Raw genomic sequence first — 26,245 nt, 5'->3', positions numbered from 1 at the left:
CGAACGCGGTTAAGAGGTGACCCGTTACATTTTGCACGGATGTGGCCGCCCGCTTGATGATGCAGGTCAAGTTAAAACCAAGATTCTAGCGCAGCACCGACTTAATCTAAACTTGACCATAGATTAAATACTGAATTATTAGGAGCCTTGCTTGTCAGAGTCTGTTTTTTCTCATTATTTGTCACTCTCGCCCGACATGCTTCACACGGCACTAAATAATCAGTCGAACGGTTATTTCTTGATTGATGGACTAGGGCCCATGGCGATATACGGCCAACCCACGCAGGGGCGCTTACTGTTTGCCCATGGGGCGGGCGCGGGCCAGCAATCGTTTTTCATGAGCCAATTTACCACTCGATTGGCGAGTCAGGGTATACAGGTGATAGGGATCGATTTTCCCTACATGCAACAAATACAGCAAACAGGCAAGCGTCGGCCACCGCCACCTATTGCCCAGTTAGTGGGTATCTTTGCTAACTGGTATACGCTATTGAGCAGCCTATTTGAAGGGCCGCTTTGGGTAGTCGGGAAATCCATGGGTGGACGAGTCGCAACGCTCTTCGCCAGTGAACAATCTTGCCCTGGCGTGGTGGTCGCTGGCTACCCATTTCATCCTCCAAAAGCAAGTCATCGACTACGTCTGGATCATTGGTCTGCGTTGACGTGCCCTACCTTAATTTTACAAGGTGAGCGAGACCCTTTTGGTACTCGGGAGGAGGTTGAAGGGTATCAGCTACCCGCTAATACTCAGCTCGCCTGGCTAAAAGATGGTGATCATGATTTCAAGCCTCGTCGTTCATCTGGGCTTTCTCAAGCAGTTTTGATTGACGAAGCCACCCAGGTTGCGGCATCCTTCGTCCGCGCTCACAGCCAAGGCTTGGCGGATAAAAGCAACGCGCTGGTTTAAATCACAAATTTTAAACGCAGTATGTTGACATCTGACACGCCTTCTGTAGAATGCAGCGCCACGTGACCAGCGGGTGGTTAGCTCAGTTGGGAGAGCACCAGCCTTACAAGCTGGGGGTCACTGGTTCGAACCCAGTACCACCCACCATCTAAGTAAGCTTAAAAGATGGGTTGGAAACGTTATAAAGCAGTAATGAAAGACGATATAAATTTGATGTGCATAACGGACCGGTAGTTCAGTCGGTTAGAATGCCGGCCTGTCACGCCGGAGGTCGCGAGTTCGAGTCTCGTCCGGTCCGCCAACATTAAATAAGTATCTATGCAGCACGTTGTTATCGCTATTCGGACCGGTAGTTCAGTCGGTTAGAATGCCGGCCTGTCACGCCGGAGGTCGCGAGTTCGAGTCTCGTCCGGTCCGCCACGATAACGACAACGCTAGATTGGGTGGTTAGCTCAGTTGGGAGAGCACCAGCCTTACAAGCTGGGGGTCACTGGTTCGAACCCAGTACCACCCACCATCGCCTAGCATTAAAAGCGCCTCTGAACCGCTTGGAAATGTGAAGCTTATGATGGTGATATAAGAACGTTGCTGTTAAAGACGTTTTTATAATAAGTGCCTTAACGTGGACCGGTAGTTCAGTCGGTTAGAATGCCGGCCTGTCACGCCGGAGGTCGCGAGTTCGAGTCTCGTCCGGTCCGCCATTAAGCACTGGTAATGATATTATTATCGGCATTTAAGCCGAACGAATTCTAAAACCCCGAATCATTCGATTCGGGGTTTTTCGTATGCGGCGTTGCTGACTGCTATTTAGCCAGTGATTGCACTAACGCCTGCTTTGGCGACCTGGACGTCCTGGTCGGGTTTTACGCCGGAAATGCCTACTGCACCTACGACATGGCCGTCGACCGTAATCGGTACGCCGCCGGACAGCATGCCTTTCAGCGGCGCAGACACAAACGCAGTACGGCCACCGTTAATCATCTCTTCAAACACCTGAGTTTCTTTGCGCCCTAATGCTGCGCTGCGCGCTTTTTGCGTGGCGACCTCAGCGCTGAAAGGAGCTGCGCCATCTAAACGACGCAGGCCCAGCAAATGGCCACCATCGTCAGTCACGGCAATGGTCACTGGCCAATGATTGCTGTCAGCCTCCTGTTGGGCAGCATCCATCACGCTAATGACGTCGGCTTGAGCAAGAATGGCTTTTGTTTGCATATTTAGATCCTTTTTAAGGAGGAGTGAAGTGGCTGCGCCCTACTATAGCAGCGCGCCACGGGGTTAAGTATTAACGGACAGGTGTGTTATCTAAGCTAGTGCCGCATCGACGATTTCCACCCAGTGGCGTACTGGGGTGCGGTTGGCGCTTGCCAAATGCGTCTGGCAGCCAATATTAGCCGTCACGATAAGCTCAGGATCTCCAGCCTCCAGTGCATTCAGCTTGTTGTCACGTAGTTGAGTGGCAAGCTCAGGCTGGGTGATGGAGTAGGTACCTGCCGATCCACAGCAAAGATGAGCATCCTGGACGGGCGTTAACGCAAAGCCCAGCTTGCTCAATACCCCTTCAACTGCGCCATTTAGCTTCTGGGCGTGTTGCAAGGTGCAGGGGCAGTGGAATGCTAGTCGTTGTGAAGCATTGACGTTTAATGCATCAAGCGGCTCATTGCGCAGGATTTCAACAATGTCTTTCGCCAGGGCGCTGACCTTTTGTGCTTTAACCGCGTACTCCGGGTCATCCTTGAGCATATAGCCGTACTCTTTAACAAAAGCGCCGCAGCCGCTGGCGGTTTGCACGATGGCTTCCACCCCTTGCTCAATATGTGGCCACCAAGCGTCGATATTGGCGCGCATGCGAGCCCTACCATCGTCTTGAGCGTTAAGATGAAAATCGATGGCACCACAGCAGCCCGCTTCGCTCACTGGCGTGACGCTAATCCCGAGGCGATCGAGAATACGGGCAGTAGCTGCATTGGTGTTGGGTGACAGGCCCGGCTGAACGCAGCCTTCAAGGATCAACACTTGCCGTTGATGACGATGCGCCTCGGGGCGTGCGCCAGCATCCACCGGGGCGGCAGGCATTTTATCGCGCAGCTTGCCTGGGACTAACGGCTTAAACGTTTGCCCCAGCTTCAATAACGCCTGAAAGCGTTTAGGCTCGACCATCATCTTGCGTAGCGCATAGCGCTGAGCCCGCTCACCAGCAGGGCGGGGGACGCGGCGTTCTATTTCAGCACGGCCAATGTTGAGCAGCTTATGGTACTCCACGCCCGAGGGACACGTCGTTTCGCAATTAAGACACGTGAGGCAACGGTCGAGATGTAGGCGCGTCTCATCGGTGACTTGAGTGTCATCGTCGGGGCTCTCAAGCAGCTCCTTCATCAAATAGATACGTCCACGCGGGCCATCACGCTCATCGCCTAATAGCTGGTACGTCGGACAGGTAGCATTACAGAAGCCACAGTGGACACAAGTGCGCAAAATGCGCTCTGCTTCTTCAATGTGCGGCTTCTGACGATCGGCATCGGTAAAGTGCGTCTGCATGTCAGCTCTCCTGATTAAAACGCCGCATAAAGACGACCGGGATTGAATATGCCATGGGCATCCAGCTCCGCCTTTAAATTGCGATGATATTTTTCTACCACGGTATTCAGTGGTGTGAAGGGGTCTGCGGCGCCGCCCTGAGCATGAGGCGTGTAGCAGGTGGCATGCCCCCCCGCCTTGGCACAGGCAGCACGTAGCGTATCGGCGTCCTGAGATGTTTTTACCCAGCGCTGGCTACCCGCCCAGTCGTAAAAAATATCGGTTTCGGCAATATCGAGCATCAGCGGCGGGGTATTGGGTGGCAGCGACAGCCGCCACAATGCCTGACCGTCGTGGAGCTGGAAAAAACGGTGGCTATGGTCGCGTAGGGATGCCCAAAAGCGGGGATCAAGCGGTTCGCCGCCTAAGCGCTCCTGGGTGGCTTTTACCGAGCTTTTGCCTCCTTCTAAGCGCAGAAAGAGTTCGTCGTCATGCCAGGCTGCCGCTGTGATGGGTAACGGCTGGCGACCCAGCTCCGCGAGCTTTTTAAGCGTGTCGGTAAGGTTGAGCGATAAGCGCAGGCTGTGCGTCGCGTTGGGAATAGGCAGCACTTTAAACGAGATATCGGTCAACACACCGAGGGTGCCTTGGGCGCCTGCCATTAAGCGTGAGAGATCGTAGCCGGCAACATTTTTCATCACTTCGCCGCCAAAGCGTAGCAGTTTGCCTTCTTGGGTAATCACCCGGGTGCCGAGCACAAAATCGCGTGCGGCGCCCGCCCAGGGGCGGCGCGGGCCTGAAAGCCCGGACGCGACCGCGCCGCCAATGGTGCTTTGTTCACCAAAGGTGGGGGGCTCAAATCCGAGCATTTGATGTTTCTCCGCCAGCGCCGCTTGCAGCGCGCTAAGTCGCGTGCCGGCGCGCACGGTAACGATCAGCTCTACCGGGTCGTAACTTACGATGCCGCTATGTTCGGCCATCTGTAGCGTTTGGCCTTCCACTGGTCGGCCATAAAAGGCGCGGGTGTCTCCGCCTACAATACGTAGCGGAGTGCGTGCGTCATACGCGCTGCGTACCTGTTCACACAGGTCGTCAGCGATATCGCGGTCGGCGGCATGCATCGCTAATTCGGTCATGGTCATCTCAACATTTATTATGCCTAGTGGTTATCTTGACTAGGTCGCTATTAAAAACGTGGCAGTTCCGGATGCGGCAGTTCGTTATTGTGAACATGCATGGCGCCAAACTCCGCACAGCGCGCCAGGGTCGGAATATTCTTGCCAGGGTTTAGCAGGCGCTGTGGATCAAAGGCCGCTTTCAACGCATGAAAAACGCTGATTTCATCCGCCTGAAACTGACTGCACATTTGGTTGATCTTTTCCCGCCCGACACCGTGCTCGCCAGTGATCGAACCGCCTGCCGCCACACACAGCTCAAGAATCTTACCGCCCACGTCTTCAGCCAGCGCAAGCTGTCCCTCTTGGTTGGCATCGAACAGAATCAGTGGGTGCATGTTGCCGTCGCCAGCGTGGAAAACGTTGGCCACTGCCAAGCCGCTCTCCTCGGAAAGCGCAGCAATCCCTTTAAGTACCCGGGGAAGTTCGCGGCGTGGAATCGTGCCGTCCATGCAGTAATAGTCAGGCGACATGCGGCCTACTGCCGGGAATGCGTTCTTACGCCCCGCCCAGAACTTGGCACGCTCCGCCTCGTCACGGGCCTGCTGAATATGGGTGGCTCCTGCTTTCTCCAGCACTCGGCGCACGGTATCGCAATCGTCATCTACATCGGCCTCAACGCCATCCAGTTCGCAGAGCAGAATGGCTTCGGCGTCGAGCGGGTAGCCCGCTTTGACAAAATCTTCGGCGGCTTTGATGGCGAGTTTGTCCATCATTTCCAAACCGCCCGGGATAATCCCCGCCGCGATGATATCGCCTACCGCACGGCCCGCTTTCTCCACGTCATCGAAGCTTGCCATCAGTACTTTCGCGGTTTCCGGCTTGGGTAACAGCTTAACGGTAATTTCGGTGACCACGCCGAGCATGCCTTCGGAGCCGTTCATGAGCGCTAATAGATCGAAGCCTGGCGCATCGAGGGACTCCGCGCCTAGCGTCATCGCTTCTCCCTCAATGGTGAGCACGTCCACACGCATCACGTTATGCACCGTCAGGCCATATTTAAGGCAGTGCACGCCGCCGGCATTTTCAGCCACATTCCCGCCGATAGAGCAGGCAATTTGGGAGGAAGGGTCCGGGGCATAGTAAAGCCCGTAGGGAGCGGCGGCTTCAGAAATCGCTAAGTTACGCACGCCAGGCTGAACGCGAGCCATGCGGGCATCAGGATCAACACTCAATATTTTGTTAAAGCGTGACATAACCAGCAGCACCCCTTGCTCCAGCGGCAGCGCACCACCGGAAAGGCCGGTGCCCGCGCCGCGCGTGACCACGGGAACGCCCAGCGCATGGCAGCGCTTCAGCAGCTCTTTAACCTGCGCTAGGGTTTCCGGCAGAGCCACCAGCATGGGGAGTACGCGATAGGCCGCCAAGCCATCGCATTCGAAAGGACGCAGGTCCTCTTCACGATGCAGCAGCGTCATCTCGGGAACCGCTTGCTGCAGATCGTTTAACACGTCGGCTTTATCGCGCCGAACTAACTCACCGTCCAGACGCTCATCAAAGAGGATATTCATCACGACATCCCATGTTTATTATCATCAAAGGTAAGCGCTGGTACTGTTTGAGCGCCTACCCGCTTTGTAACATGGGCTCAATTTGGGCTTTTTTTACGCCTCTGTCTAGCGCGTGGTGCATTGGTCAGACCAGTAATTAGTCGACAGTGATGTGTTCTTGGCCTAGTCCTGGCAAACTGAGTGAATGGACCATCAGGAGCGTCAGTATGGCAGCAGAAAACCAAGCCTTGTCCCCTGGGCAACGAATGCCCGAGCATGTAGCCACTAGGCTTGAGCGGCTAATTCTGGACGGTGTTTTTCGTCCTGGCCAATTGCTGCCGTCGGAGCGTCGCCTATGTGACCGATTGGATGTGTCACGTGCCTCGCTGCGCGAAGGCTTAAGAATTCTGCGTAGCAAAGGAATTATCGATACCCGCCAAGGCCATGGCTCAACGGTGGCGACGCTGCTGCCGGTGGGGACCCAAACGCCCTTGATGCATCTCTTCAAGGATCATCCCCGCACCCTGTTTGATCTGTTAGAGGTGCGGGCACTATTGGAAGGAGAGTCGGCAAGTTTAGCGGCAAGCCGAGGGACCTCGGCAGACCGGGTGTTGATCACCCGGCGCTATCGCGAAATGGCTGATTATGTTGAAAACGCGGAGTCGATAGATGTCGAGCGTCTGGCTAGGCTTGATCACGCGTTTCATTTAGCGGTCTCTCAAGCCTCTCATAACCCGGTATTGGTGCATACACTCCAGAGCCTGACCGATTTACTGTTGAGCTCGGTGTTTGCTTCGGTTAAACATTTGTACCATTTGCCGACACCTCGGGCGATGATTAACCAACAGCATGCCCAACTACACGAGGCCGTCGTGAGCGGCGACGCCGAACAGGCGAAACAGGTGGCGCTGGAACACCTTTCCAGTATTAGTCAGCTGCTGCGTGATCTGGAGGTGGAGCACGATCGGCTGGAGCGTTCCTCGATGCGTCTTGAAGAGTGGCAGTAAATAACAACCCAAGAGGTTAACGTGGCAGTTTACCAATACGGCGAACATCGCCCAGCGGTTCATGACGACGTCTACATTGCGGAAACGGCCGATGTGATCGGCCAAGTTACCCTTAAAGCACGCTCGAGCGTCTGGTATCAAGCCGTGTTGCGTGGTGATACCGACCACCTTGAGGTAGGCGAAGAGAGCAATATCCAGGATGGCGCCGTGCTTCACGCAGACCTAGGGTTTCCGCTAAAGGTTGGCAAAGGCGTGACGGTGGGCCACCAAGCGATGTTGCATGGATGTACCATTGGTGATGGTTGCTTAATTGGCATTCAAGCGGTGGTGCTTAATGGCGCAGTAATTGGCGAGAACAGCTTGGTAGGCGCTGGCGCTTTTATTAAAGAGGGGGCGGTTTTTCCGGCTAACTCGTTAATCGTTGGCTCGCCTGCCAAGGTGGTACGCGAGCTTTCCGAGGACGCGATCGCAGGCTTGAAGAAAAATGCTCAGAGCTACGTAGAGCGCGCTAAACTCCATGGCCAGGAACTTAAGCGAATAGACTGACCAAAACGTATCGATGAGTGCGAAACCCATTGTGCTAAATAGCAAACCCCCAAGCCTAGGCCTGGGGGTTTGCGTTTCTAACGTGGTTATTAGCGCGTCGTTATTAGAACAAGTGCTATGTCATGATCACATCAAGGGATCGGTGACCCCAATCACGTAGAACGCAATCAGCGCGATGATGCCGGTAAAGATGAGGTAGTAAATCGTGGGCAGGATTGTTTTACGAATCGTTGCCCCTTCACGGCCTAACAAACCGACCGTTGCTGATGCAGCGACCACGTTGTGGATAGCGATCATGTTACCCGCAGCAGCACCAACCGCCTGCAGCGCTACCATCATGGCGGTGGAAAGCCCCAGTGTCTCAGCAACACTGAATTGGAACTCAGCCAGCATCAGGTTCGAGACGGTATTGGAACCGGCGATGAAGGCCCCCATTGCACCCACTGCCGGGGCAAAGAAGGGATAGATGCCGCCTACGCTATTGGCTACTGCCTGGGCCATCATGACCGGCATAGACACAAGATCCGCGCCATTTACACCCGAGTTGATCAGTATGCGCACCATTGGCACGGTAAAGATCAATACAAAGCCTGCACCGAAAATCGTTCTAGTCGACTCCGACACGGCAGCACTGATTTTTTGTGGGTTCATGCGGTGCAAGAAGTAGGTCACGATCACTACCGCCATAATGATACCGCCAGGCAAGTACAGAGGCTGAACGCCACCGCTAATGCCTGCTTCGCCAAGGATATTGCTCCAACTGAGGTTGATAGAGGTTAGCGCCACGCGCAGCGGTTCAATAGTGCGTGAAGCCACCAGGAACAGCGCCAGCAGAACATAGGGAATCCAGCCTTTGAAGGTCGACATTGGGGCTCTGCCGGCTACATCCTCAAGCTTGATCTGCAGGTTACCGATCCACTCATCTGGCCAAGACTTCTCTTCAGGGAAGTCCCAGGTGTCTTTAGGTAGCAGAAAGCCACGTTTGGCGGCCGGTACCACGATGGCCAAGCCTACCATTGCGCCAATCATCGAAGGGAATTCTGGTCCCAGCAGCACGCCTACCAGCATGTAAGGTACGACGAAGCAGATGCCGGTAAAGATGGCGAAAGGGGTAATCGATAGGCCTTCTTTCCAGGAGCGGTTAGCACCAAAGAAGCGCACCATGACGGTGACCAGAATCAGCGGCATCAATATACCCACGATGCCATGAGTGATCGCTACTTCACTGGTCACTAACTGGAAGAAGGTGTCCCAGCTAGAGCCCACCGAGTCAAGCTGAGTGGTAATGCCAGCGCGATCCAGGCCGCTACCGACACCTACTACAATGGGCGTACCCACCGCACCGAACGAAACCGGCGTCGACTGAATCATCATGCCAACGACCACCGCCGCCAGCGCAGGAAAACCAAGGGCTACCATTAATGGCGCTGCAACCGCGGCAGGGGTGCCGAAGCCAGAGGCGCCTTCGATAAAGCAGCCGAACAGCCAAGCAACAATTAACGCCTGTACGCGACGGTCTGGGCTAATGCCGGAGAAGCCGTTACGAATCGCGGTAATGCCGCCCGAGTGCTTAAGGGTATTAAGCAGCAGGATGGCGCCAAAGATAATCCAAAGCAGACCAGCGGTTTGGATCAAGCCTTGAATAGTGGATGCCGCCACCCGGCTAAAACTCATATCCCAGGCGGTTAGGCCGATAATGGCCGCGGTTAGAAAAACAATAGGCATCGCTATTTTGGCAGGTATTTTAAAGCCTATAAGCAAAATACCGGCCAGCAACAGCGGCAGGAAAGCCAGGAGTGCAAGTATCGTTTCATTCATGGGAGGAACTGCCCCTTGTTTTTGATTTGGTATGCTCCGCGATAACCCTCTGGCTATTATCTCGCCAGTCGGGGTAAGTGAAAGATACGTTTAGGCTAACAATATGACTAGATTGGAAAATTGGTCTTACCACTTATACGCTTGTTTAGAATAACTAAAAATATCAATTTATTTATTTTAACTTTCTGATTTATATGGAATTCAAGGTGATTGGGTCGAAGGGGGCGCGAACCGTGCCGTTAGACTAATAGACAGTGCCGCGTAGAGGCTCTTGCACGGTTCGTTGCTTGGCCTCATTGTTTGAGAACACTAAACGCGGTAGCAGGGTGTGATGTTGACCCAGCTAAGCATTTTTCATTCACAGCGTGACCAACCATAAGGCGGCAATGATGGCGTTAAAACTTTATGATTTATGTGGACGGGACGAGCGGCTACGCTTTTCTCCCTACTGTTGGCGTGCCCGTATGGCGCTGGCCCATAAAGGGTTAGAGTTCACCACCGTGGCGTGGCGATTCCTCGATAAACAAGCGTTGGAATTTGCTGACTACGACAAGGTACCGGTGCTCTGTGATGGCGATCAAGTGGTGACAGATAGCTTTAATATTATGCGCTATCTGGATGAGGCTTATCCGGAGTCGCCAATAGTGGGCGAGGGGGTGAGCTACCAACGGGTGCTGCTGTTTAAATACTTTGTTGAGCGTAGCGTGACACCAGCGCTGTTCCGCATTATCGGAATGGATCTGCTGGCAGCGATACATCCCGACGATCGCGACTATTTCCGCGAAACCCGCGAAGCGCGGTTTGGCTGCACGCTGGAAGAGTTCCATCAGCCAGAGCAAGGTAAACAGCAGCTCAAGCAGGTGTTGGCGCCGGTGAGAGACCTTTTGCGGGAAAGTGATTTTTTAGACGGCGACGCACCCGCTGGCGCTGATTATCTACTGTTTGGCAGCATGATGTGGGCCCACGTCGTGTCGACCCAGGAAGTGGTTGAGCCAGGTGATCCGGTAGATGAATGGTTTAAGCGCATGCTGACGGCACACAACGGCTTTGCCAGTAATGCCTTAACCGTGCGCGATCTATAACGTAACGCGGCGGTACCTGCTGGTGCTGCCTTGTATCAGCGATAGTATTTGAACGCCTTGGTAGGCTCATAATGAGATACCCAAGGTGTTCATCAAGGAGATGGCAATGATTGACCTGTATTACTGGACAACGCCCAACGGCCATAAAATCTCCATTATGCTCGAAGAAGCCAAGCTGGCGTACCGAGTGAAGCCGATTAACATTGGTCGAGGCGAGCAGTTTGGTGCTGAATTTCTCTCCATCGCCCCCAATAACCGCATACCTGCCATTGTGGATCACGCACCGAATGATGGCGGTCAGCCGCTCTCGTTGTTTGAGTCCGGCGCGATCCTTGAGTATCTGGCCGACAAGAGTGGGCTATTTCTCCCCCCTTCAGGACGCGAGCGATTTATTGTTCTGCAATGGCTGCATTGGCAAATGGGCGGCTTAGGGCCCATGGCAGGCCAAAATCACCACTTTTGCCACTATGCACCGCAAAAGATTGAGTACGCTATTGAACGTTACGTGCGGGAAACCAACCGCCTCTATAGCGTGTTGGATCATCGTCTGGCTGAACAAACCTATGTGGGAGGCGATGACTATTCGATTGCCGATATGGCTATCTACCCGTGGATTGTTCCTTGGGAAAAACAGCGTCAAACATTAGAAGAGTTTCCTGATTTGGAACGCTGGTTCGAGACGATTAAAGCGCGTCCTGCCGTGCGACGAGCCTATGCGCTGATAGATGAGATTAATCCTCAAGCGGGGGTGGAAATGGATGAGCAGGCGCGTAAGCACTTGTTTGGTAACCACTGATAGGGTCTGTGCAAACGCGCTGATGAACATCAATCGCTGGGTAGGGAAAGTATCAGGAAAATTCATGTTGCGCTGCACAAAAAGCACTGCTAGCTTTACTAATAGCAAAGGCAAAAGCCTGGCTACGAACCGCCTGTTCAAGGCGTGTTGATGTGCTAGCCCACACCTGGAGATATACTGATGAGTAAAGCGACTGAAAAGACCAACCAGCAGTTTGAATCCGTGTTTGTTTCGCCGATGCGCGCCTACACGCTCACCGCGTTGGATTATTATGATCAAATGGTTAGCGCTCAAATGGACGCAGCTCGCGCCTATTCGGATATGGCCATCGCCCAAGCGCGTACGTGGCTTGATGTAAAAGATGCCGATAGTTTCAAAAAAGCCATGGACAGCCAGCAGAAAACGGCCAGTGATTTCATGGAGCGTTTGAAAGGCGACACTGAAAAAGTAACGTCAATCGGTCAAGGCTTTGCACAAGAGAGCCAACAAATGGCTGAAAATACAACGCAGAAAGCGGCTAATACAGTTAAGCAGTAGTTGTTAGCCCTACTGCTCATCAACGCCTTACCTTTATTGGGTAGGGCGTTTTTTTTGCTAGCGGTTGAAGGTGCTAGTTGATGGCGTTTTACAATGCTGGCTAGCTCGCCCGAGCTACTAAGCGCAAGCGGGCAATACGAATAATTTGTTCAATAGCCGTTTGCCGTTCGGTTGCTGCATCGTTGTGTAGTCTATTTTCAAAGGCCGCTAATATGGCATAGCGATCCAACCCTTTAACGGCTACTACAAAAGGAAAGCCAAATTTTTCCTTGTACGCCCTATTGAGCGCTTCAAAACGCGCAAACTCTTCGGGACTGCACTGATCCAGTCCAGCACCTGCTTGTTCGCTAGTTGAATCTTGAGTTAATTCGCCCGCCATGGCCGCTTTGCCCGCTAAATCGGGGTGCGCCTGGATCACCTTGATGTGGTGGTCGCTACTTGCCTGCTTTAGCATTTCTCCCATTAATTCGGCCAGTGCGTCAGGGCTGTCAAAATCAGTCGTCAGACCATGCTGCCAAGCGGCTTCCGCCACCCAGGGGGAGTGCTCGTAAACATCACCATAGTGGCGAATAAACATATCAAGAGTACATTGGCTAGGCGCGGGTGACAGCTGTAACGGTTGAGGTGTGGGCACTGAAACTCTCCAAAGCGGGAAGGCTAACGCGTGCGCTCGTCAAAACGTGCAGGCACTGGATGACTGTATACAATAAATGACAGTAACGGTACTCTTTGACCGATAGGTCAAACATTCTCATCACACCAACGTCATCACAAAGGAGTGGCTATGGGGCGCTTAACCACCCATGTATTGGATACCGCAAAAGGCCAGCCTGGCCAGGGCATTACGATTGAAATATTCCGCCTGGAAGGCAGTGAACGCCAACATCTGAGCACGGTGGTCACCAATAGCGATGGCCGTTGTGATGCCCCCCTTTTAGACGGCGAGGCGTTTGTCCCTGGAGAGTATGAGCTGGTCTTTCATGCAGGGGACTACCTGCGCGCCCAAGGTGTTGCCGCTGCTGAGCCACGCTTTCTCGATGTGATTCCACTACGCTTTGGCGTTGCTGATGCCAGTCAGCACTACCATGTGCCGTTGCTGCTTTCGCCCTATGGATATTCTACCTATCGCGGTAGCTGAAGCTTTGTCTGAAACTGGCGGCGTTCGCTGAGTTTTCAGGCAAACCTAACGGGATTTATTCTATGCAAGCGTATGTTATTGATTTTGCTAACCTGATACTGCGTTGGCTGCATGTGATTGCGGCTATCGCCTGGATCGGCGAGTCGATCTATTTTGTTATGCTGGATAACAGTCTGCGTGCACCGAAGGCAGAAGAAGATCGCGATAAAGGCGTTTTTGGTGAAATGTGGTCGGTACATGGCGGTGGTTTTTACCACAATCAAAAGTACGCCACCGCGCCCGCCAAGCTGCCCAATGAACTGCACTGGTCGTTCTGGAAAGCCTATACCACTTGGCTTTCCGGCTTTGCACTGTTTGTCATTTTATACATGGTGAATCCGGGCTTTTATCTAGTTAACCCTGCAAGCTCCTGGCAGTGGGCGGCGAACATGACAGGCTGGCAGGCCAATCTGTTGGCACTGGCCTTCTTGCTAGGTGGTTGGCTGGTTTATAACGCGCTATGTAAACGTATTAGTCCCAATATGGACCGCGATGGCCTGCTTAGCGTGGCGGTCGCTGTGATGATGATCGGCGTGGCTTATCTGAGCACCCAGATGTTCTCCGGCCGAGCGGCTTTTCTGCTCACGGGGGCCGTGATGGCGACAGCGATGTCGGCGAATGTTTTCTTCTGGATTATTCCCGGTCAGCGCCGCATGGTGAAGGCCATGAAAGCGGGTGAGGCGCCGAATCCGCTGGATGGCAAGCGTGGTAAGCAGCGCTCGGTGCATAACACTTACTTCACGCTGCCGGTTGTGTTGTTGATGGTGAGTAATCACTACTCCTTTATCTACTCTCATGAGCTTGCCTGGGTAGTGATGGTGCTGTTTATCTTTGCCGGCGCCTTGATCCGTCAGTTCTTTGTCTTGATGCATGCAGGTAAAACGCAGCCCGCGTATCCTGCGGTCGGGGTGGGGCTTATTCTTTTGGCATTTTGGGTGGCTGCCCCCAATGCTTCCTTTTCGGGCGGTGAGCAGCCAGCGCTTCAGGAGTCAGACCAGGCGCAAATCACCGGCCTGATTGAGCAGCACTGCGTTCAATGCCACGCTCGTACTCCAGCGCAGGCGGGGTTCTCGGCGCCGCCAGCGGGCATTGTGCTTGAAAGCTGGGAAGAGATTATTGGTCAAAAGGCCCACATTCAGCAGGTGGTGGCCAACCGCTATATGCCGTTAGGCAATATGACCAACATGAGCGATGAAGAGCGCGATATTATTGCCGCTTGGGAGGAATGATCAGGCTTTGTACGAAAATGGCCTGTGCCCGCCAACTTTTCGTACAAACCCCAAGGCCTTGAGAGGATAGCTATGAGTGATGCGCAGGTGCCGGAAAAAAAGCGGCGCGCTTCCGTCAAAGAAGTGAAAGATAACAAAGAGGGCGATGAGCGGCATGAAGCGATCTATCGTGCCGTTAGCGATGCGATTGTGGAACAACGCTTAAAGCCCGGCGCGCGGCTGCGTGAAGATGCCCTGGCCGATGTGTTTGCTATCAGCCGCACGGGTATCCGTAAAATCTTGCAGCGCCTGGCACTCGAGCAATTGGTCACGTTAACACCCCGGCGCGGTGCCAGCGTTACCCGGCCCACCGCTGATGAAGCCAAAGACGTTTTCGATGCCCGCCAGTTGGTCGAGTGTGGGTTGATGAGCGACGTGGCGCGGCGCATGAGTGAAAAAGAAGCAGGAGAGCTGCGCGAAATGGCCAAGCGTGAACGCCAAGCGCTGCGCAGCGGCCAACAAAGCGTGGCTATCCGGCTATCGGCAGATTTTCACGTGCGCCTGGCGCAGCTTTCCGGCAATGCGACCCTGGCGGAGTTTGTCGAGCGACTCTGCTCGCGATCCTCGCTGATACTCGCCGTCTACGGCCATCGTGGCCATTTGGGCTGTGAGTCCCACGACCACGATGACCTGATCGGTCATCTTGAAGCTGGCAACGGCGAACGCGCCAAAGCCTTTATGAGCCGCCACCTAAAAGCTATCGAAGCCTCGCTCTCCATGGTCGAGGAGGACGAGAACGTGCCTGATCTACAACAGATATTTGGCGAATAAATGCGGGTGTTGCATCGCTAAAAACAGCGCTTAGGGCTTATTGAAGAAGGCTTACATCAAGCTCCAAAACGCGTCGACCAACGGGTTTTTTAGGTTTTTCTTCAAGGTAAACAAACCAATATCGTAGGGTTCCAGTTCCGGCGTTACGTCGAGTACTCGAATGCGATCCATCAATGGACTGTTGTCGAGGACGATTTTAGGCACCACGCCAATGCCAAAACCCAAGCTCACCATACTGACAATGGCTTCATTACCGGTGACTTGGGCATAAATACGCGGAGAGATGGCTTGCTGACGAAACCATTCATCCACCCGCGCCCGAGAAACACCGCTTTCCGATAAAATCATGGGAGTATTCGCCCACTCAGCCGGTGTGAGGGGGGGGCTAGTGGGTGCATTCGGCACTTGCTGTTCAAGCGGCGCAATAAACAGCAATGGCGACGTCGCAATGGATTTAAATGCCAGGCCACGCGGCAAGTTGGCAGGCTGAGCCGCAATGCTAAGGTCTTCTTTACCATCCAGCACATGCGCAATAGCGTGTTCGGGATCACCTGTACGTAACTTGATTTCAATAACCGGATAGGCAATACGAAAGCGGCGCAGCAGCTCGTGCAAAAAGCTATAGCTGGCAGTCACTGAGCCATACAAGCTGATCTCACCGCTTAATTGATCCGGATTGTCGGTCAACTGATGACGAATCAAATTCCACTGACTGCTGGCATCGCGGGCATACTTGAGAAATTTTTGGCCTTCTTGGGTCAACACCACGGTACGGTTGTCGCGGTTAAATAGCGACACACCCAGCTCGTCTTCTAAATGGCGGATGTTGCGCGACAAGGCAGAAATGCTGACATAGCACTCATCACTCGCGCGACCGAAATGCAGGGTTTCTGCCAGGGCGAGGAATTGTTTTAAAGTTTTAAAGTTCATACTTGGCATGATAATAGAGCTTTGCAGAAAAAGGGATATGCTGTTGCAAATATATCAATTTAAGAAATGATCGTTTTTAGGTAGATTGGCCTTACTCACATAGCGCTTGACGCCGCCTTTAGCCGCTATGTCACTCTTTTTCGTATCGGTGTGTGACATCGATACCGTGCTTATTAATCATTAGGATGTAAACGATGGCTAACTACTTCAATACACTGCCGCTACGCGAGCAACTGGCTCAACTGGCAAAATGCCGTTTTATGTACAGCTCTGAATTTGCCGATGGCGTGGAAGCGCTTAAAGGCAAAAAAATGGTCGTGATCGGCTGTGGCGCGCAAGGCCTTAACCAAGGCTTGAACCTACGCGACAGTGGCTTGGACGTCTCTTACGCATTGCGCCCTGAAGCCATCGAACAAAAGCGTCAGTCCTGGAAGAACGCCACTGAAAACGGCTTTACTGTCGGTACGTATGAAGAGTTGATTCCCGCGGCAGACGTTGTTTTGAACCTGACGCCCGATAAGCAGCACACGTCTGTTGTGACAGCAGTGATGCCGCTGATGAAAGAAGGCGCTTGCCTGTCTTACTCACACGGCTTCAACATCGTAGAAGAAGGTATGAAGATCCGTGATGACTTAACCGTCATCATGGTAGCGCCCAAGTGCCCAGGTTCTGAGGTGCGTGCTGAATACGTGCGTGGTTTTGGTGTTCCCACCTTGATCGCTGTACACGAAGCCAATGATCCTAAAGGCGAAGGACTTGCCCTGGCAAAAGCCTACGCGGTGGGTACTGGCGGCCACAAAGCCGGCGTGTTGATGTCTTCTTTCATTGCGGAAGTTAAATCCGACTTGATGGGTGAGCAAACGATCCTTTGCGGTATGTTGCAAACCGGTTCGATTCTTTGCTTCGACAAAATGATCGAAGAAGGTATCGAGCCTGGTTATGCCTCCAAGCTGATTCAGTATGGTTGGGAAAACATCACTGAAGCGTTGAAGTACGGCGGCGTCACCAACATGCTGGATCGTCTTTCTAACCCGGCGAAGATCAAAGCCTATGATCTTGCAGAAGAGCTGAAAGAGATCATGCGTCCGCTTTACAACAAGCACCAGGACGACATCATGAACGGCAACTTCTCTGCTGGCATGATGGAAGACTGGGCGAACGATGATGAAAAACTTCACGCATGGCGCGCAGAAACAGCCGAAACCAACTTCGAGAAAACCCCGGCGGGTAACGTAGAGATCTCTGAGCAAGCGTACTTCGACCACGGCATCTTGATGGTGGCGATGGTGAAGGCGGGCGTCGAGCTTGCGTTCGAAACCATGACCGCGGCTGGCATTATCGCCGAATCGGCCTACTACGAGTCGCTCCACGAAACGCCGCTGATCGCTAATACCATCGCGCGTAAGAAACTGTACGAAATGAACGCGACGATCTCCGATACCGCGGAGTACGGTTGCTACCTTTACAACCACGCGTGCGTACCGCTCCTGGCTGACTTCATGAAAGACATTAAATCCGATGTTATCGGTAAAGGCCTTGATGTAGATGACAACGGCGTCGATAACGCGCGTTTGATCGAAGTCAACGATGCGCTTCGTGCTCACCCGGTTGAAGCCGTTGGCGCAGTGCTGCGTGGCCATATGGCGGACATGAAGAAGATCGTTTAATCGGCTAGGTAACCGCTAGCTAGTTAAAACGCTTAAAAGCCGAGATATCACAGGATATGCTCGGCTTTTTCGTCGCTATTATATTCAAGCCTGATTTTTCTAACACCGTAAGGAATAGTTCGATGGAGCCTTCAAACCGCTTAGCCAATATTCAGCTAAACAAAGCGACGATCAGTTTCGACGATCGCTTCAGCCTAAGCGAGATTGATTGGACCATCGAACCGCACCAGCATTGGGTTATCACCGGCACCAATGGCGCAGGCAAGTCGGCCCTTGCGGCGGCGCTTGCGGGCGTTGGGAAAATTGAAGCGGGCAGTGTTCAAGGGCTTCCCCACAATGTCGGTTTGGTCTCTTTCGAGGCTCAAGCAGAACTTATTGCCAAAGAACTGAAAAAAGACGATGCCGATATCATGGACATCATTTCACTCGGCACCCCCGTCAGTGAAATGATTTTCGAACACTGCCAGGACACTGAACTTGCCAGCGACCTAGTCGAAAAGTTTGGGCTTAAGAAGCTCCTCGACCGTGCTTTTCGTAAGCTCTCCACGGGCGAAACCCGCAAAGTCATGCTGATTCGCGCGCTGGCTAACAAGCCGGATTTGCTCATCTTGGACGAGCCGTTTGATGGTTTAGACGTCGACACGCTCGCCATGCTGCAAGCCCATCTCGCCTCTATCATTGATACCGTTCCCATGGTGTTGGTGCTGAATCGCTTTGATGAAATGCCCGACTTCATTACCCATGTGGCCTATTTGGATAAAGAGCGTGGGGATAAAGAACGTTCGGATAAAACGAGAGGCGATAAAAAGCGCGGAGAAACGGGGCGATTAGCATTCACGGTAGACCGCCAGGACGATGCCGCCTTCAATGAGCTTTATCAATTGCTGCATTTGAAAACCACCGATCTCAGCGTGCCCGAGGCCGACCCAGCTAATAAACTACCTGCGCTCGACCCCAGCCAGCCATTGGTTAAACTCAAGCAAGCGACGATTCAATACGGCGATACCGTGATCGTCGATAAGCTCGACTGGACGATCAAGTCGGGCCAGCACTGGCAACTAAGTGGCCCTAACGGGAGTGGTAAAACCTGCGTGTTGTCCTTGATTACCGGCGATCATCCGCAGTGCTACACCAATGATATTTTTGTGTTTGGCTTCCAGCGCGGTAACGGCGAAAGCATCTGGCAGATCAAACAGTTTATTGGCTATGTCTCCACCGCCCTGCAGTGGGAATATCGCGTCAGCACCAGTTGCAAAAACGTGGTTATTTCAGGCTTCTACGACAGCATCGGCGTATACACCAAAGCCACCGATAATCAGAAGAAAATTGCCGACCAATGGCTCAAACTACTCGGCATGAAAGACCGCGCCGATCAGCCCTTTAACAAACTCTCCTATGGCGACCAGCGTTTACTGCTCATCGCCCGTGCCATGGTAAAACACCCGCCGCTGTTGATCCTGGACGAGCCGTGCCTCGGTCTCGATGACATGAACCGCCAGCTCGTGCTAGCCCTGATCGAGAAAATTTGTGAAGGCAACGAAACTACGGTGCTGTACGTTAATCACCACACCGAAGACAAAATAAAAGAAATAGACAACCATTTGGCGCTGGAGAAGAATCATTAGTGGGTGGGGGAGATCGGCTACCTCTGCCTTGAGAGGCCTGAAGCAGGCAATGGCGAGCGCGCCAAAGCCTTTATGAGCCGCCGCCTCTTGGCTGGCCTTGTTAGGGCTGTTGCTATATAGTCGTACGGAATTACCGTACGTAATGGTGACGTTATGGATATCATTAGTGTAAACAAATTCAGAGACAACCTGAAAAGCGTTGTAGAGCAGGTTATTAGTAGGCATGAACCCCTCAAGGTGACACGCCGTGCCGGAGAGGCTTTCGTGATTATGAGTGCTGAAGACTGGGAAAGAGAACAAGAAACCCTGCATGTTCTTCAGAGCCAAGACTTGATGCAGCAGATTGCGGTCTCACTCGATACTCACAGCCGGGGCCAAGGATATACGCCTAATAATGAGCAGATGAATGAGATCACTGGTCTTTGAGGGCAGTACCTGGGAAGCCTACGAAAAGATGCGCGAGAAGGACAAAAGGTTGCACAGAGCTCTGTGCAAATTGCTGAAAGAAATGCTCCGCTCTGACGACCCATCAATTGGCATCGGCAAACCTGAACCGCTTAAACACAACTTATCAGGCTTGTGGTCACGGCGTATCTCACAGAAAGACAGACTCATATATCGATTTGATGACAAATCCATTTATGTTTTTGCCATGGGAGGGCATTACGACCACTCCTAACGCTGCAATGACTAGAGCCAGGGGAGCATGCCAGCAGGTTCCAAATCGGTCGCGCCAGCCCGCTTCCCAAAAAAAGCGCCATCGGCTTTATGCCGATGGCGCTTTTTCTATTAGCTAAGCTGTTAGAGGCGACTAACTCACCTCAACTTGCCTTCTGCTCAGCAAATGTAGGCGCTGCCTTAAACTGGCGCATCAAGCCGTAGTAGAACAGCCCTCCAAGGCCTGCACCGATCAGCCAGCCGTAGCCGCCCAGGCTGGATAGCGCGGGTACTAACACGGTCGAGAGCGAGAATAGCGCTGCCACCCCAAAGGAGATGAGGGCGCGAGTGTTCCAGCCGTTGACGTAGTAGTAGGCGCTACTTGGCGCTGAGGAGAATAGCTCCTGCATATTCAGGTGCTGACGCTTAATCAGGTAGTAATCGACCACGATAATGCCGTAGAAGGGCGCGACGATAGCCCCTAGCGCATTCACAAAACCGGGGACGCCAATCTGGCTGATGACCGAGATCCATAGCGCGCCGACAAAGAACGCGATGACGGCGGTAATCAGGCCGCCCATCTTGAAGCTGATTTTACTGGGAAACAGGTTAGCCAGATCGTAGGCGGGAGGAATAAAGTTGGCGACCAGATTGATGCCGACGGTGGCGGCAAAAAAGGTGAGGGCAGCAATGATCGTCAGCGGCAACGAATCCACACGCTCAACGATATCGGCGGGGTTGGTCAGCGCCTCGCCAAACAGTACCACCGTACCTGCGGTGATAATCAGTGCAATAAACGAGAAGAACGCCACATTGAGCGGCAGACCAAGCAAGTTACCAAGCTTCATCTGACGCTCGGTTTTTACAAAACGGGTGAAGTCGCCGAAGTTGATCACCACTGCCGCAAAATACGCCACCATGGTGCCGACAATCGCCATAAAGGCCGCAATTGAGCTTTCGCCAGGTTCACCGTCACCGCTAACACCACCGCTAAAGATAGTATCGATGGCTGGGATCAGTTCGCTACCTGCCTGATACCAGACGATGATCATGAGTACCACCATGACCACGTAGACCAGCGGGCCTGCCCAGTTCAAGAAGTGCTTAATGCGCTCAATGCCCTGCCAGAAAATCGCGATCTGAAACAGCCACACGATCACGAACGATACCCAGGCAACGCCTGAAAGCCCCAGGAAGGTGCTGCCACTGCCTGCACCAAAGAAGGCGGTAATCAGCAGAGCGACGGCCGTTGAGGCAAAGTAGGTTTGCACGCCATACCAGAATATCCCCACGATCGCGCGAAGCATCGCAGGCAGGTTCGCGCCCCGTACCCCCATGCTGGCGCGTACCATTACTGGAAAGGGAATGCCGTACTTAACGCTGGGTTTGCCGGACAGGTTAACCAAAAACATCACGATGACACCGGCCAGGATAATCGCCGCCATGACCGCCCAGCCATTCAGGCCGTAGGTTAAAAACAGCGAGGCCGCCAGGGTGTAACCAAACAGGCTCTGGATGTCGTTAGACCAGACGTTAAAAATCTCAAACGCGCCCCAGCTACGGTCCTGTGGTTTAAGCGGCGCGAGATCCTCATTATATAGCGTGGGATCAATATGCTTGATATCCAGATCACTCATATTACTGCTCTCTTTCATTGTCTTGGTTCGTAGGTTGGCGAAGTGGCTTACTGGCTAAAGCGTTGGCAGGGAGCCCAGTACTTCATCAGCAGGTAATACGTGATACCGGCAGGAAGCAGGCTGGCGTACCAGGAAATCACTGAGAAAGAGAGCGCCGCGACAATACCGACCGCCGTCGCGATGAACGCGGCCAGGTTAATGCCTTGATAAGGGCCGTGGATGTCATACAGCTTGTTCACATCCAGCGTGCGGCGACGAATAACGTAATAATCCACGACCAGAATGGCAAAGATGGGGCCTAAAAAAGCTGAGTATGTCTGAACAAACAGCTGCAGACCCGCCGCAGAGCCAGGCTGAACCAGCTTCCAGGGGAAAGTGGCGAACGCCAGTAGTCCGACGATCACCGTCGCGACCGAAAACTTGATCTTGAAGACGTCCATCAATACATACGTGGGGGGAACCACATTATTGAGTACGTTGGTGGTGACTTGCGCGAAAGCAATGAAAAGAAGCGTGGTCATCAACAACGGTGTGTTGTCGACGGCGTTGGCAAACACCTGGATAGGATCTGCCGTGCCAGTGGCCTCAGAGACCATATAACCGATTAACCCCATGAACAGGGTGCAGGGCAGAATCGACATGGCATAAATGGTGGTCAGCAGGCTCTGGGCAGTCCCTTTTTTGTGCTCACGCGAGTAATCGCTAACGTTAAGCATCATGGTGCTGTAAATGCCCAAAAATAGCATGGTCGCGCTCCAGAAGGGCATGCCCCATGAGCCTTCCATGGTCAGCAGGCTCGCCGACAGCTCATCGCCATAGCGCTGTACCGTGGCATAGAACATGTACATCAGCGAGGCGAGGATAAACGCGCTACCGATATTTTCCAGCCACTTGATGCCTTGAAAGCCCATTACCGATAGGCCGATCTGAAGAAACTGAAAGGTAATGAAGTAGAAGATAAGATTATCGAAACCGAACAGGGTGGCCGACACCATATTAAGTGCGCCTGCGCCAATCCAGCTTTGAAAACCGTACCACACCACCGCGGGCACCGCCCGGACCAGCCCCGGCAAGCGTGTGCCGGTAAAGCCAAAGGCGCTGCGTGCCTGAACCATAAACGGGATGCCGTATTTGTAGCCAGCGGCACCATTGATGGCCAAGGCAATACCAATCACAAAACAGCCGATGGCAATGGCCAGGGTGGCCTGCAATAGGTTTAAGGTGCCCACCACGCTTGAGCCCATGGCAAAGGTGCCGATGGAAACGCAGCCGCCAAACCAGGCCAGAAAATAGGAACCGCGCCCCATGATCCGAGTTTGTTGAGGGGCGAGGCTTTCTGCCCCGAGTCCTTTTGACCCGGTATCGGGTCGGTCTTCTGACGCAAGAGCAGAGGGTGTTGCGCTCATGATGTCGTCCTCGCAAGATTATCGGTTTTATTGGTTCCCGATGAGTCATCGGGAGACGCTTGCGGCGTGGCGTGCTACCAAACCTCTGATTAACTAGTGCGCGTGCCTATACGGCGTTCATCACGTTAATCAAAGGCTCAATAATGGACGTGCTTTCTACAAATCTATTTAAACTATTGTTGTTAAATGTTTTTAGTCATTAATTTTTGGATCGGTTATGACTTAAACGGTAGTGCAAGGTCAGAAAGTCCAGAAAACTTGCCGGTGAACGCTTTTGGGCGTGGGTAGGCAAGATCACCGTGCTTACTGGTATGCAGACCTAAGCTGACCAACGACTCTGCCAGTTTCATCGCGGCGGTGACGCCCTCGACCACCGGCAGGCCTACTTCCTGGCTAATTCGATGGGTCAAGTTAGCCATGCCGCCACAGCCTAAAACGATCGCGCCAATACCATCTTCATCGCGGGCGCGGCAGCACTCTTCAACGATACGGTTAAACGCCGCGTCTGGATGATGCTCAAGGTCCAGGACGGGGATTTCCGCGGCGCGAATACGCCGACAGTGATGGCTGAAGCCATACTGTTGAAGTAAATGCTCGGCGATGATGCCGGTGCGGCCCAGGGTGGTGACAATAGAAAAGCGCGTGCTGATCAGCGTAGCGAGATGAAAAGCCGCTTCGGCAATGCCGATGACCGGCGCCCGGGTTAACTCGCGTGCGGCAAGCAAACCTGGGTCGCCAAAGCAGGCCACTACGTAAGCATCGATCCCGCCTTCGCGCTCGCCTTTAAGCACTTCTTCGGCAACGCCTACCGCACTGATTGCTTCATCAAAATGGCTTTCAATGGATACTGGCCCCGCCTCGGGCTGTGACGCGCTCACCGTTGTGGCTGGCCCGGCCTGTTGCTGTGCCGCTTGGTGAATAGCCGCCGTCATGGATGAGGTGGTATTAGGGTTGATGATTCTTATATGCACGTTAGGGAATCCGTGGGTAAACAGTATGTTTATCTTGTATACAAAAATAGGGCCGTTTATATCGCGACGCAAGCGTTCAAATGACGAGATTAGGTAAAATATGTCGTCTAATAGTTTAATAAAACGCACACGTTAGCGCTGAATTGATATGAATTAAGCTTAAAAAGCGTAGGCATGTCATGGGATTAGCACACAGCCTGCGTTGCGGTTCATTATCAATGTCGCTATTTTGTATACAAGTCACGTTTAGCTTCTGTGATGATACGTTGCTACAGGCGGTGCTTCTGAAAACCAGAGTTCTGAAAACCAGAGTTCTGGAAACATCAGTCCTGAAAACATTAGCTCTGAAAGAGATGGTTCTGAAAGCAGTGTGCTGGAGACGATATGATTGAAGGCTACGTTTTCTTCAGGCTATATGCTCTTCAAGCTATGCTGTCATTAGAGAAGTGCCAGGGATATAAACGAAGGAGCTAGGTATGTCGTCACCCTCACAAAATCAATACTCCCGAGATTTAATTGGCTACGGGCGCAATCCGCCACATGCTAACTGGCCCAATAAAGCCAAAATAGCCGTACAGTTTGTGCTCAACTATGAAGAGGGCGGCGAAAACTCCGTGCTTCATGGCGATGCCGGCTCTGAACAGTTTTTATCTGAAATTATTGGCGCACCAGCTTATCCAGACCGCCACTTAAGCATGGAGTCTATCTATGAGTATGGCTCTCGTGCTGGGGTGTGGCGCATTCTGCGCGAATTTGAAAAGCGTGATTTACCGCTAACAGTGTTTGGTGTGGCCATGGCATTGGAGCGCAATCCTGATGTAGCGCTGGCATTTAAAGAGTTAGGCCACGAGATTGCCTGCCACGGCTACCGTTGGATTCATTATCAGGAAGTGCCCGAACACATTGAACGTGAACATCTAGAGAAGGCCATGGAGATTTTTCAGCGTCTTTACGGTGAAAAACCCCAAGGCTGGTATACCGGTCGCGACAGCCCCAATACTCGGCGCTTGGTGCTGGATGAAGGTGGTTTTCTTTATGATAGCGACTACTACGGCGACGACTTGCCTTTTTGGACGCAAGTAACCGATAGCCAGGGCAGTGACCATCATCATCTGATCGTGCCTTACACGCTGGACAGCAACGATATGCGCTTTGCCGCCCCGCAGGGGTTTAACACCGCGGATCACTTTTTTACCTACCTGCGCGATGCCTTTGATGTGCTCTACGCGGAAGGCGAGGAAGCACCGAAAATGCTTTCAATAGGTATGCACTGCCGCTTATTAGGAAGACCAGGGCGTTTTCGCGCGCTGCAGCGCTTTTTGGATTATATCGAAACTCACGACCGCGTTTGGGTAGCCCGTCGCGTGGATATCGCCCGACACTGGGCAGAGCACCACCCGGTCAAGACTCGCTGAAAGGTAATATAATGAATAAATCTACCTACTACGCCCCTACCGGCGGACATCCGCCGCAAACCCAAATTACCGCTGATCGCGCCGTGTTCACTGAAGCGTATGCGCTGATTCCTAAGGGCGTGATGCGCGATATTGTGACCAGCAACTTGCCGTTCTGGGAAGGTACTCGCTTATGGGTGCTGGCGCGTCCACTGTCTGGGTTCGCCGAGACATTCTCTCAATACATTATGGAAGTTCAGCCGGGCGGCGGTAGTGATAAGGCGGAGCCCGACGCCCAGGCAGAAGGTGTACTGTTTATTGTAGAGGGTGAGTTAACGCTGACGTTATCAGGCGAGCGTTACACGATGGCTCCGGGCGGTTACGCCTTTATTCCCCCCGGTAGCAATTGGCAGGTGCGCAACGACGCTAGCGAACCGGTGCGTTTCCATTGGGTACGTAAAGCGTATGAGTTTGTGGAAGGGCTTGAGGTGCCGAAGGCGTTTGTCACCAACGAGCAGGATATCGCGCCTATCGAAATGCCCGATACTGACGGGCGCTGGGCCACCACGCGCTTTGTCGACCCTGCTGATGTTCGCCATGATATGCACGTCAATATCGTGACCTTTCAGCCCGGCGGTGTGATCCCCTTTGATGAAACCCATGTCATGGAGCACGGCCTTTATGTATTGGAAGGCAAGGCTGTTTACCACTTGAACCAGAACTGGGTGGAAGTAGAGGCGGGGGATTTCATGTGGCTCCGTGCCTTCTGCCCCCAGGCTTGTTATGCCGCAGGCCCTGGGCCGTTCCGGTATCTGCTGTATAAAGATGTTAATCGACATGCTGCACTCAAGCTCTCGTCCCGCTAAGGAG

At 53.0% G+C, this 26,245-nt stretch carries 25 protein-coding genes and 5 tRNA genes; 20 read left to right on the top strand and 10 right to left on the bottom strand.

From position 1 onward, the window contains the following. Nucleotides 1–151 precede the first annotated feature (151 nt). The 6 genes from ACFFLD_RS02125 (at nucleotide 152) to ACFFLD_RS02100 (ending at nucleotide 1,608) form a co-directional block, all read left to right on the top strand. The gene (locus ACFFLD_RS02125) at nucleotides 152–907 is read left to right on the top strand and encodes an alpha/beta fold hydrolase (protein ID WP_386035956.1); all 756 of its coding nucleotides are present in this window, start codon (nucleotides 152–154) and stop codon (nucleotides 905–907) included. Between the two features lie 71 nt (nucleotides 908–978). Next, a tRNA-Val gene (locus ACFFLD_RS02120) sits at nucleotides 979–1,054 on the top strand. A gap of 77 nt (nucleotides 1,055–1,131) precedes the next feature. Next, nucleotides 1,132–1,208: transfer RNA gene (locus ACFFLD_RS02115), tRNA-Asp, on the top strand. A gap of 42 nt (nucleotides 1,209–1,250) precedes the next feature. Next, a tRNA-Asp gene (locus ACFFLD_RS02110) sits at nucleotides 1,251–1,327 on the top strand. 21 nt (nucleotides 1,328–1,348) lie between these two features. Further along, a tRNA-Val gene (locus ACFFLD_RS02105) sits at nucleotides 1,349–1,424 on the top strand. A 107-nt stretch (nucleotides 1,425–1,531) separates the two neighbouring features. Next, nucleotides 1,532–1,608: transfer RNA gene (locus ACFFLD_RS02100), tRNA-Asp, on the top strand. Nucleotides 1,609–1,714: 106 nt separating this feature from the next. Here the strand turns inward: ACFFLD_RS02100 and ACFFLD_RS02095 are convergent. The 4 genes from ACFFLD_RS02095 to glcD form a co-directional block, all read right to left on the bottom strand. Further along, nucleotides 1,715–2,119, bottom strand: coding sequence for a heme-binding protein (locus tag ACFFLD_RS02095; protein WP_386035953.1), 405 nt, complete (start codon nucleotides 2,117–2,119; stop codon nucleotides 1,715–1,717). A gap of 90 nt (nucleotides 2,120–2,209) precedes the next feature. Next, nucleotides 2,210–3,442, bottom strand: a complete 1,233-nt coding sequence (gene glcF / locus ACFFLD_RS02090; RefSeq protein ID WP_386035951.1) for a glycolate oxidase subunit GlcF — start codon at nucleotides 3,440–3,442, stop codon at nucleotides 2,210–2,212. Nucleotides 3,443–3,456: 14 nt separating this feature from the next. Beyond that, nucleotides 3,457–4,557: a glycolate oxidase subunit GlcE gene (glcE, locus tag ACFFLD_RS02085; protein WP_386035948.1), complete on the bottom strand. Its 1,101-nt coding sequence runs from the start codon at nucleotides 4,555–4,557 to the stop codon at nucleotides 3,457–3,459. A gap of 50 nt (nucleotides 4,558–4,607) precedes the next feature. Next, a complete protein-coding gene (gene glcD, locus ACFFLD_RS02080; protein ID WP_386035945.1) occupies nucleotides 4,608–6,107 on the bottom strand; it encodes a glycolate oxidase subunit GlcD in 1,500 nt (499 codons plus the stop codon). A gap of 206 nt (nucleotides 6,108–6,313) precedes the next feature. Between glcD and glcC the strand changes: the two genes are divergently transcribed. Both glcC and ACFFLD_RS02070 read left to right on the top strand, forming a co-directional pair. Continuing rightward, nucleotides 6,314–7,093, top strand: coding sequence for a transcriptional regulator GlcC (gene glcC / locus ACFFLD_RS02075; RefSeq protein ID WP_386035942.1), 780 nt, complete (start codon nucleotides 6,314–6,316; stop codon nucleotides 7,091–7,093). A 21-nt stretch (nucleotides 7,094–7,114) separates the two neighbouring features. Beyond that, nucleotides 7,115–7,639, top strand: a complete 525-nt coding sequence (locus ACFFLD_RS02070; RefSeq protein ID WP_386035939.1) for a gamma carbonic anhydrase family protein — start codon at nucleotides 7,115–7,117, stop codon at nucleotides 7,637–7,639. A gap of 126 nt (nucleotides 7,640–7,765) precedes the next feature. Here the strand turns inward: ACFFLD_RS02070 and ACFFLD_RS02065 are convergent, their stop codons facing one another. Beyond that, nucleotides 7,766–9,457: an L-lactate permease gene (locus tag ACFFLD_RS02065; protein ID WP_386035936.1), complete on the bottom strand. Its 1,692-nt coding sequence runs from the start codon at nucleotides 9,455–9,457 to the stop codon at nucleotides 7,766–7,768. Between the two features lie 389 nt (nucleotides 9,458–9,846). Here ACFFLD_RS02065 and ACFFLD_RS02060 point away from each other — a divergent pair, with 389 nt between their 5' ends. The 3 genes from ACFFLD_RS02060 (at nucleotide 9,847) to ACFFLD_RS02050 (ending at nucleotide 11,872) form a co-directional block, all read left to right on the top strand. Next, nucleotides 9,847–10,539: a glutathione S-transferase family protein gene (locus ACFFLD_RS02060; protein ID WP_386035933.1), complete on the top strand. Its 693-nt coding sequence runs from the start codon at nucleotides 9,847–9,849 to the stop codon at nucleotides 10,537–10,539. Between the two features lie 106 nt (nucleotides 10,540–10,645). Then, nucleotides 10,646–11,335, top strand: a complete 690-nt coding sequence (locus ACFFLD_RS02055; protein ID WP_386035930.1) for a glutathione binding-like protein — start codon at nucleotides 10,646–10,648, stop codon at nucleotides 11,333–11,335. 180 nt (nucleotides 11,336–11,515) lie between these two features. Continuing rightward, nucleotides 11,516–11,872 (top strand): phasin family protein, encoded by a 357-nt coding sequence (locus tag ACFFLD_RS02050; RefSeq protein ID WP_386035927.1) that lies wholly within the window; start codon nucleotides 11,516–11,518, stop codon nucleotides 11,870–11,872. A 100-nt stretch (nucleotides 11,873–11,972) separates the two neighbouring features. Here ACFFLD_RS02050 and uraD read toward each other — a convergent pair whose 3' ends face one another. Continuing rightward, nucleotides 11,973–12,506, bottom strand: coding sequence for a 2-oxo-4-hydroxy-4-carboxy-5-ureidoimidazoline decarboxylase (gene uraD / locus ACFFLD_RS02045; RefSeq protein WP_386035924.1), 534 nt, complete (start codon nucleotides 12,504–12,506; stop codon nucleotides 11,973–11,975). Between the two features lie 150 nt (nucleotides 12,507–12,656). Here uraD and uraH point away from each other — a divergent pair, with 150 nt between their 5' ends. The 3 genes from uraH (at nucleotide 12,657) to ACFFLD_RS02030 (ending at nucleotide 15,088) form a co-directional block, all read left to right on the top strand. Next, nucleotides 12,657–13,010: a hydroxyisourate hydrolase gene (gene uraH / locus ACFFLD_RS02040; RefSeq protein ID WP_386035921.1), complete on the top strand. Its 354-nt coding sequence runs from the start codon at nucleotides 12,657–12,659 to the stop codon at nucleotides 13,008–13,010. Between the two features lie 62 nt (nucleotides 13,011–13,072). Beyond that, entirely contained in the window at nucleotides 13,073–14,278 is a 1,206-nt protein-coding gene (locus tag ACFFLD_RS02035; protein WP_386035918.1) for a urate hydroxylase PuuD, read from the top strand. A gap of 72 nt (nucleotides 14,279–14,350) precedes the next feature. Continuing rightward, nucleotides 14,351–15,088, top strand: a complete 738-nt coding sequence (locus ACFFLD_RS02030) for a GntR family transcriptional regulator (protein ID WP_386035915.1) — start codon at nucleotides 14,351–14,353, stop codon at nucleotides 15,086–15,088. 51 nt (nucleotides 15,089–15,139) lie between these two features. On the opposite strand, the gene ilvY is transcribed toward ACFFLD_RS02030, so the two are convergent. Next, nucleotides 15,140–16,018, bottom strand: coding sequence for an HTH-type transcriptional activator IlvY (ilvY, locus tag ACFFLD_RS02025; protein ID WP_386035912.1), 879 nt, complete (start codon nucleotides 16,016–16,018; stop codon nucleotides 15,140–15,142). A 194-nt stretch (nucleotides 16,019–16,212) separates the two neighbouring features. Between ilvY and ilvC the strand changes: the two genes are divergently transcribed. The 4 genes from ilvC (at nucleotide 16,213) to ACFFLD_RS02005 (ending at nucleotide 19,989) form a co-directional block, all read left to right on the top strand. Continuing rightward, the gene (gene ilvC / locus ACFFLD_RS02020; protein ID WP_386035909.1) at nucleotides 16,213–17,685 is read left to right on the top strand and encodes a ketol-acid reductoisomerase; all 1,473 of its coding nucleotides are present in this window, start codon (nucleotides 16,213–16,215) and stop codon (nucleotides 17,683–17,685) included. Nucleotides 17,686–17,807: 122 nt separating this feature from the next. Continuing rightward, entirely contained in the window at nucleotides 17,808–19,310 is a 1,503-nt protein-coding gene (gene modF / locus ACFFLD_RS02015) for a molybdate ABC transporter ATP-binding protein ModF (RefSeq protein WP_386035906.1), read from the top strand. 153 nt (nucleotides 19,311–19,463) lie between these two features. Further along, nucleotides 19,464–19,736: a type II toxin-antitoxin system Phd/YefM family antitoxin gene (locus ACFFLD_RS02010; RefSeq protein ID WP_386035903.1), complete on the top strand. Its 273-nt coding sequence runs from the start codon at nucleotides 19,464–19,466 to the stop codon at nucleotides 19,734–19,736. Then, nucleotides 19,717–19,989, top strand: a complete 273-nt coding sequence (locus tag ACFFLD_RS02005; RefSeq protein WP_386035900.1) for a Txe/YoeB family addiction module toxin — start codon at nucleotides 19,717–19,719, stop codon at nucleotides 19,987–19,989. The genes ACFFLD_RS02010 and ACFFLD_RS02005 overlap by 20 nt, the downstream gene beginning before the upstream one ends. A gap of 142 nt (nucleotides 19,990–20,131) precedes the next feature. Here the strand turns inward: ACFFLD_RS02005 and ACFFLD_RS02000 are convergent, their stop codons facing one another. The 3 genes from ACFFLD_RS02000 to ACFFLD_RS01990 all read right to left on the bottom strand — a co-directional run bounded on the left by ACFFLD_RS02000 (nucleotide 20,132) and on the right by ACFFLD_RS01990 (nucleotide 23,981). Beyond that, complete coding sequence (locus tag ACFFLD_RS02000; RefSeq protein WP_386035897.1) at nucleotides 20,132–21,622, bottom strand: NCS1 family nucleobase:cation symporter-1; 1,491 nt, start codon at nucleotides 21,620–21,622, stop codon at nucleotides 20,132–20,134. A gap of 29 nt (nucleotides 21,623–21,651) precedes the next feature. After that, a complete protein-coding gene (locus ACFFLD_RS01995) occupies nucleotides 21,652–23,010 on the bottom strand; it encodes an NCS1 family transporter (protein ID WP_386035894.1) in 1,359 nt (452 codons plus the stop codon). A 215-nt stretch (nucleotides 23,011–23,225) separates the two neighbouring features. After that, entirely contained in the window at nucleotides 23,226–23,981 is a 756-nt protein-coding gene (locus ACFFLD_RS01990; RefSeq protein ID WP_386035891.1) for an aspartate/glutamate racemase family protein, read from the bottom strand. 476 nt (nucleotides 23,982–24,457) lie between these two features. On the opposite strand from ACFFLD_RS01990, the gene puuE reads away from it, so the two are divergent. Together puuE and ACFFLD_RS01980 are read left to right on the top strand one after the other, a co-directional pair. Continuing rightward, nucleotides 24,458–25,396: an allantoinase PuuE gene (gene puuE, locus ACFFLD_RS01985; protein ID WP_386035888.1), complete on the top strand. Its 939-nt coding sequence runs from the start codon at nucleotides 24,458–24,460 to the stop codon at nucleotides 25,394–25,396. An 11-nt stretch (nucleotides 25,397–25,407) separates the two neighbouring features. Next, entirely contained in the window at nucleotides 25,408–26,241 is an 834-nt protein-coding gene (locus tag ACFFLD_RS01980) for a bifunctional allantoicase/(S)-ureidoglycine aminohydrolase (RefSeq protein ID WP_386035885.1), read from the top strand. Nucleotides 26,242–26,245: the final 4 nt, after the last annotated feature.

This window comes from Vreelandella sulfidaeris (assembly GCF_042429665.1).
Taxonomy (GTDB): Bacteria; Pseudomonadota; Gammaproteobacteria; order Pseudomonadales; family Halomonadaceae; genus Vreelandella.
Note: the sequence above shows the minus strand (reverse complement) of the source record. Positions and strands in the feature narration are given on the sequence as shown.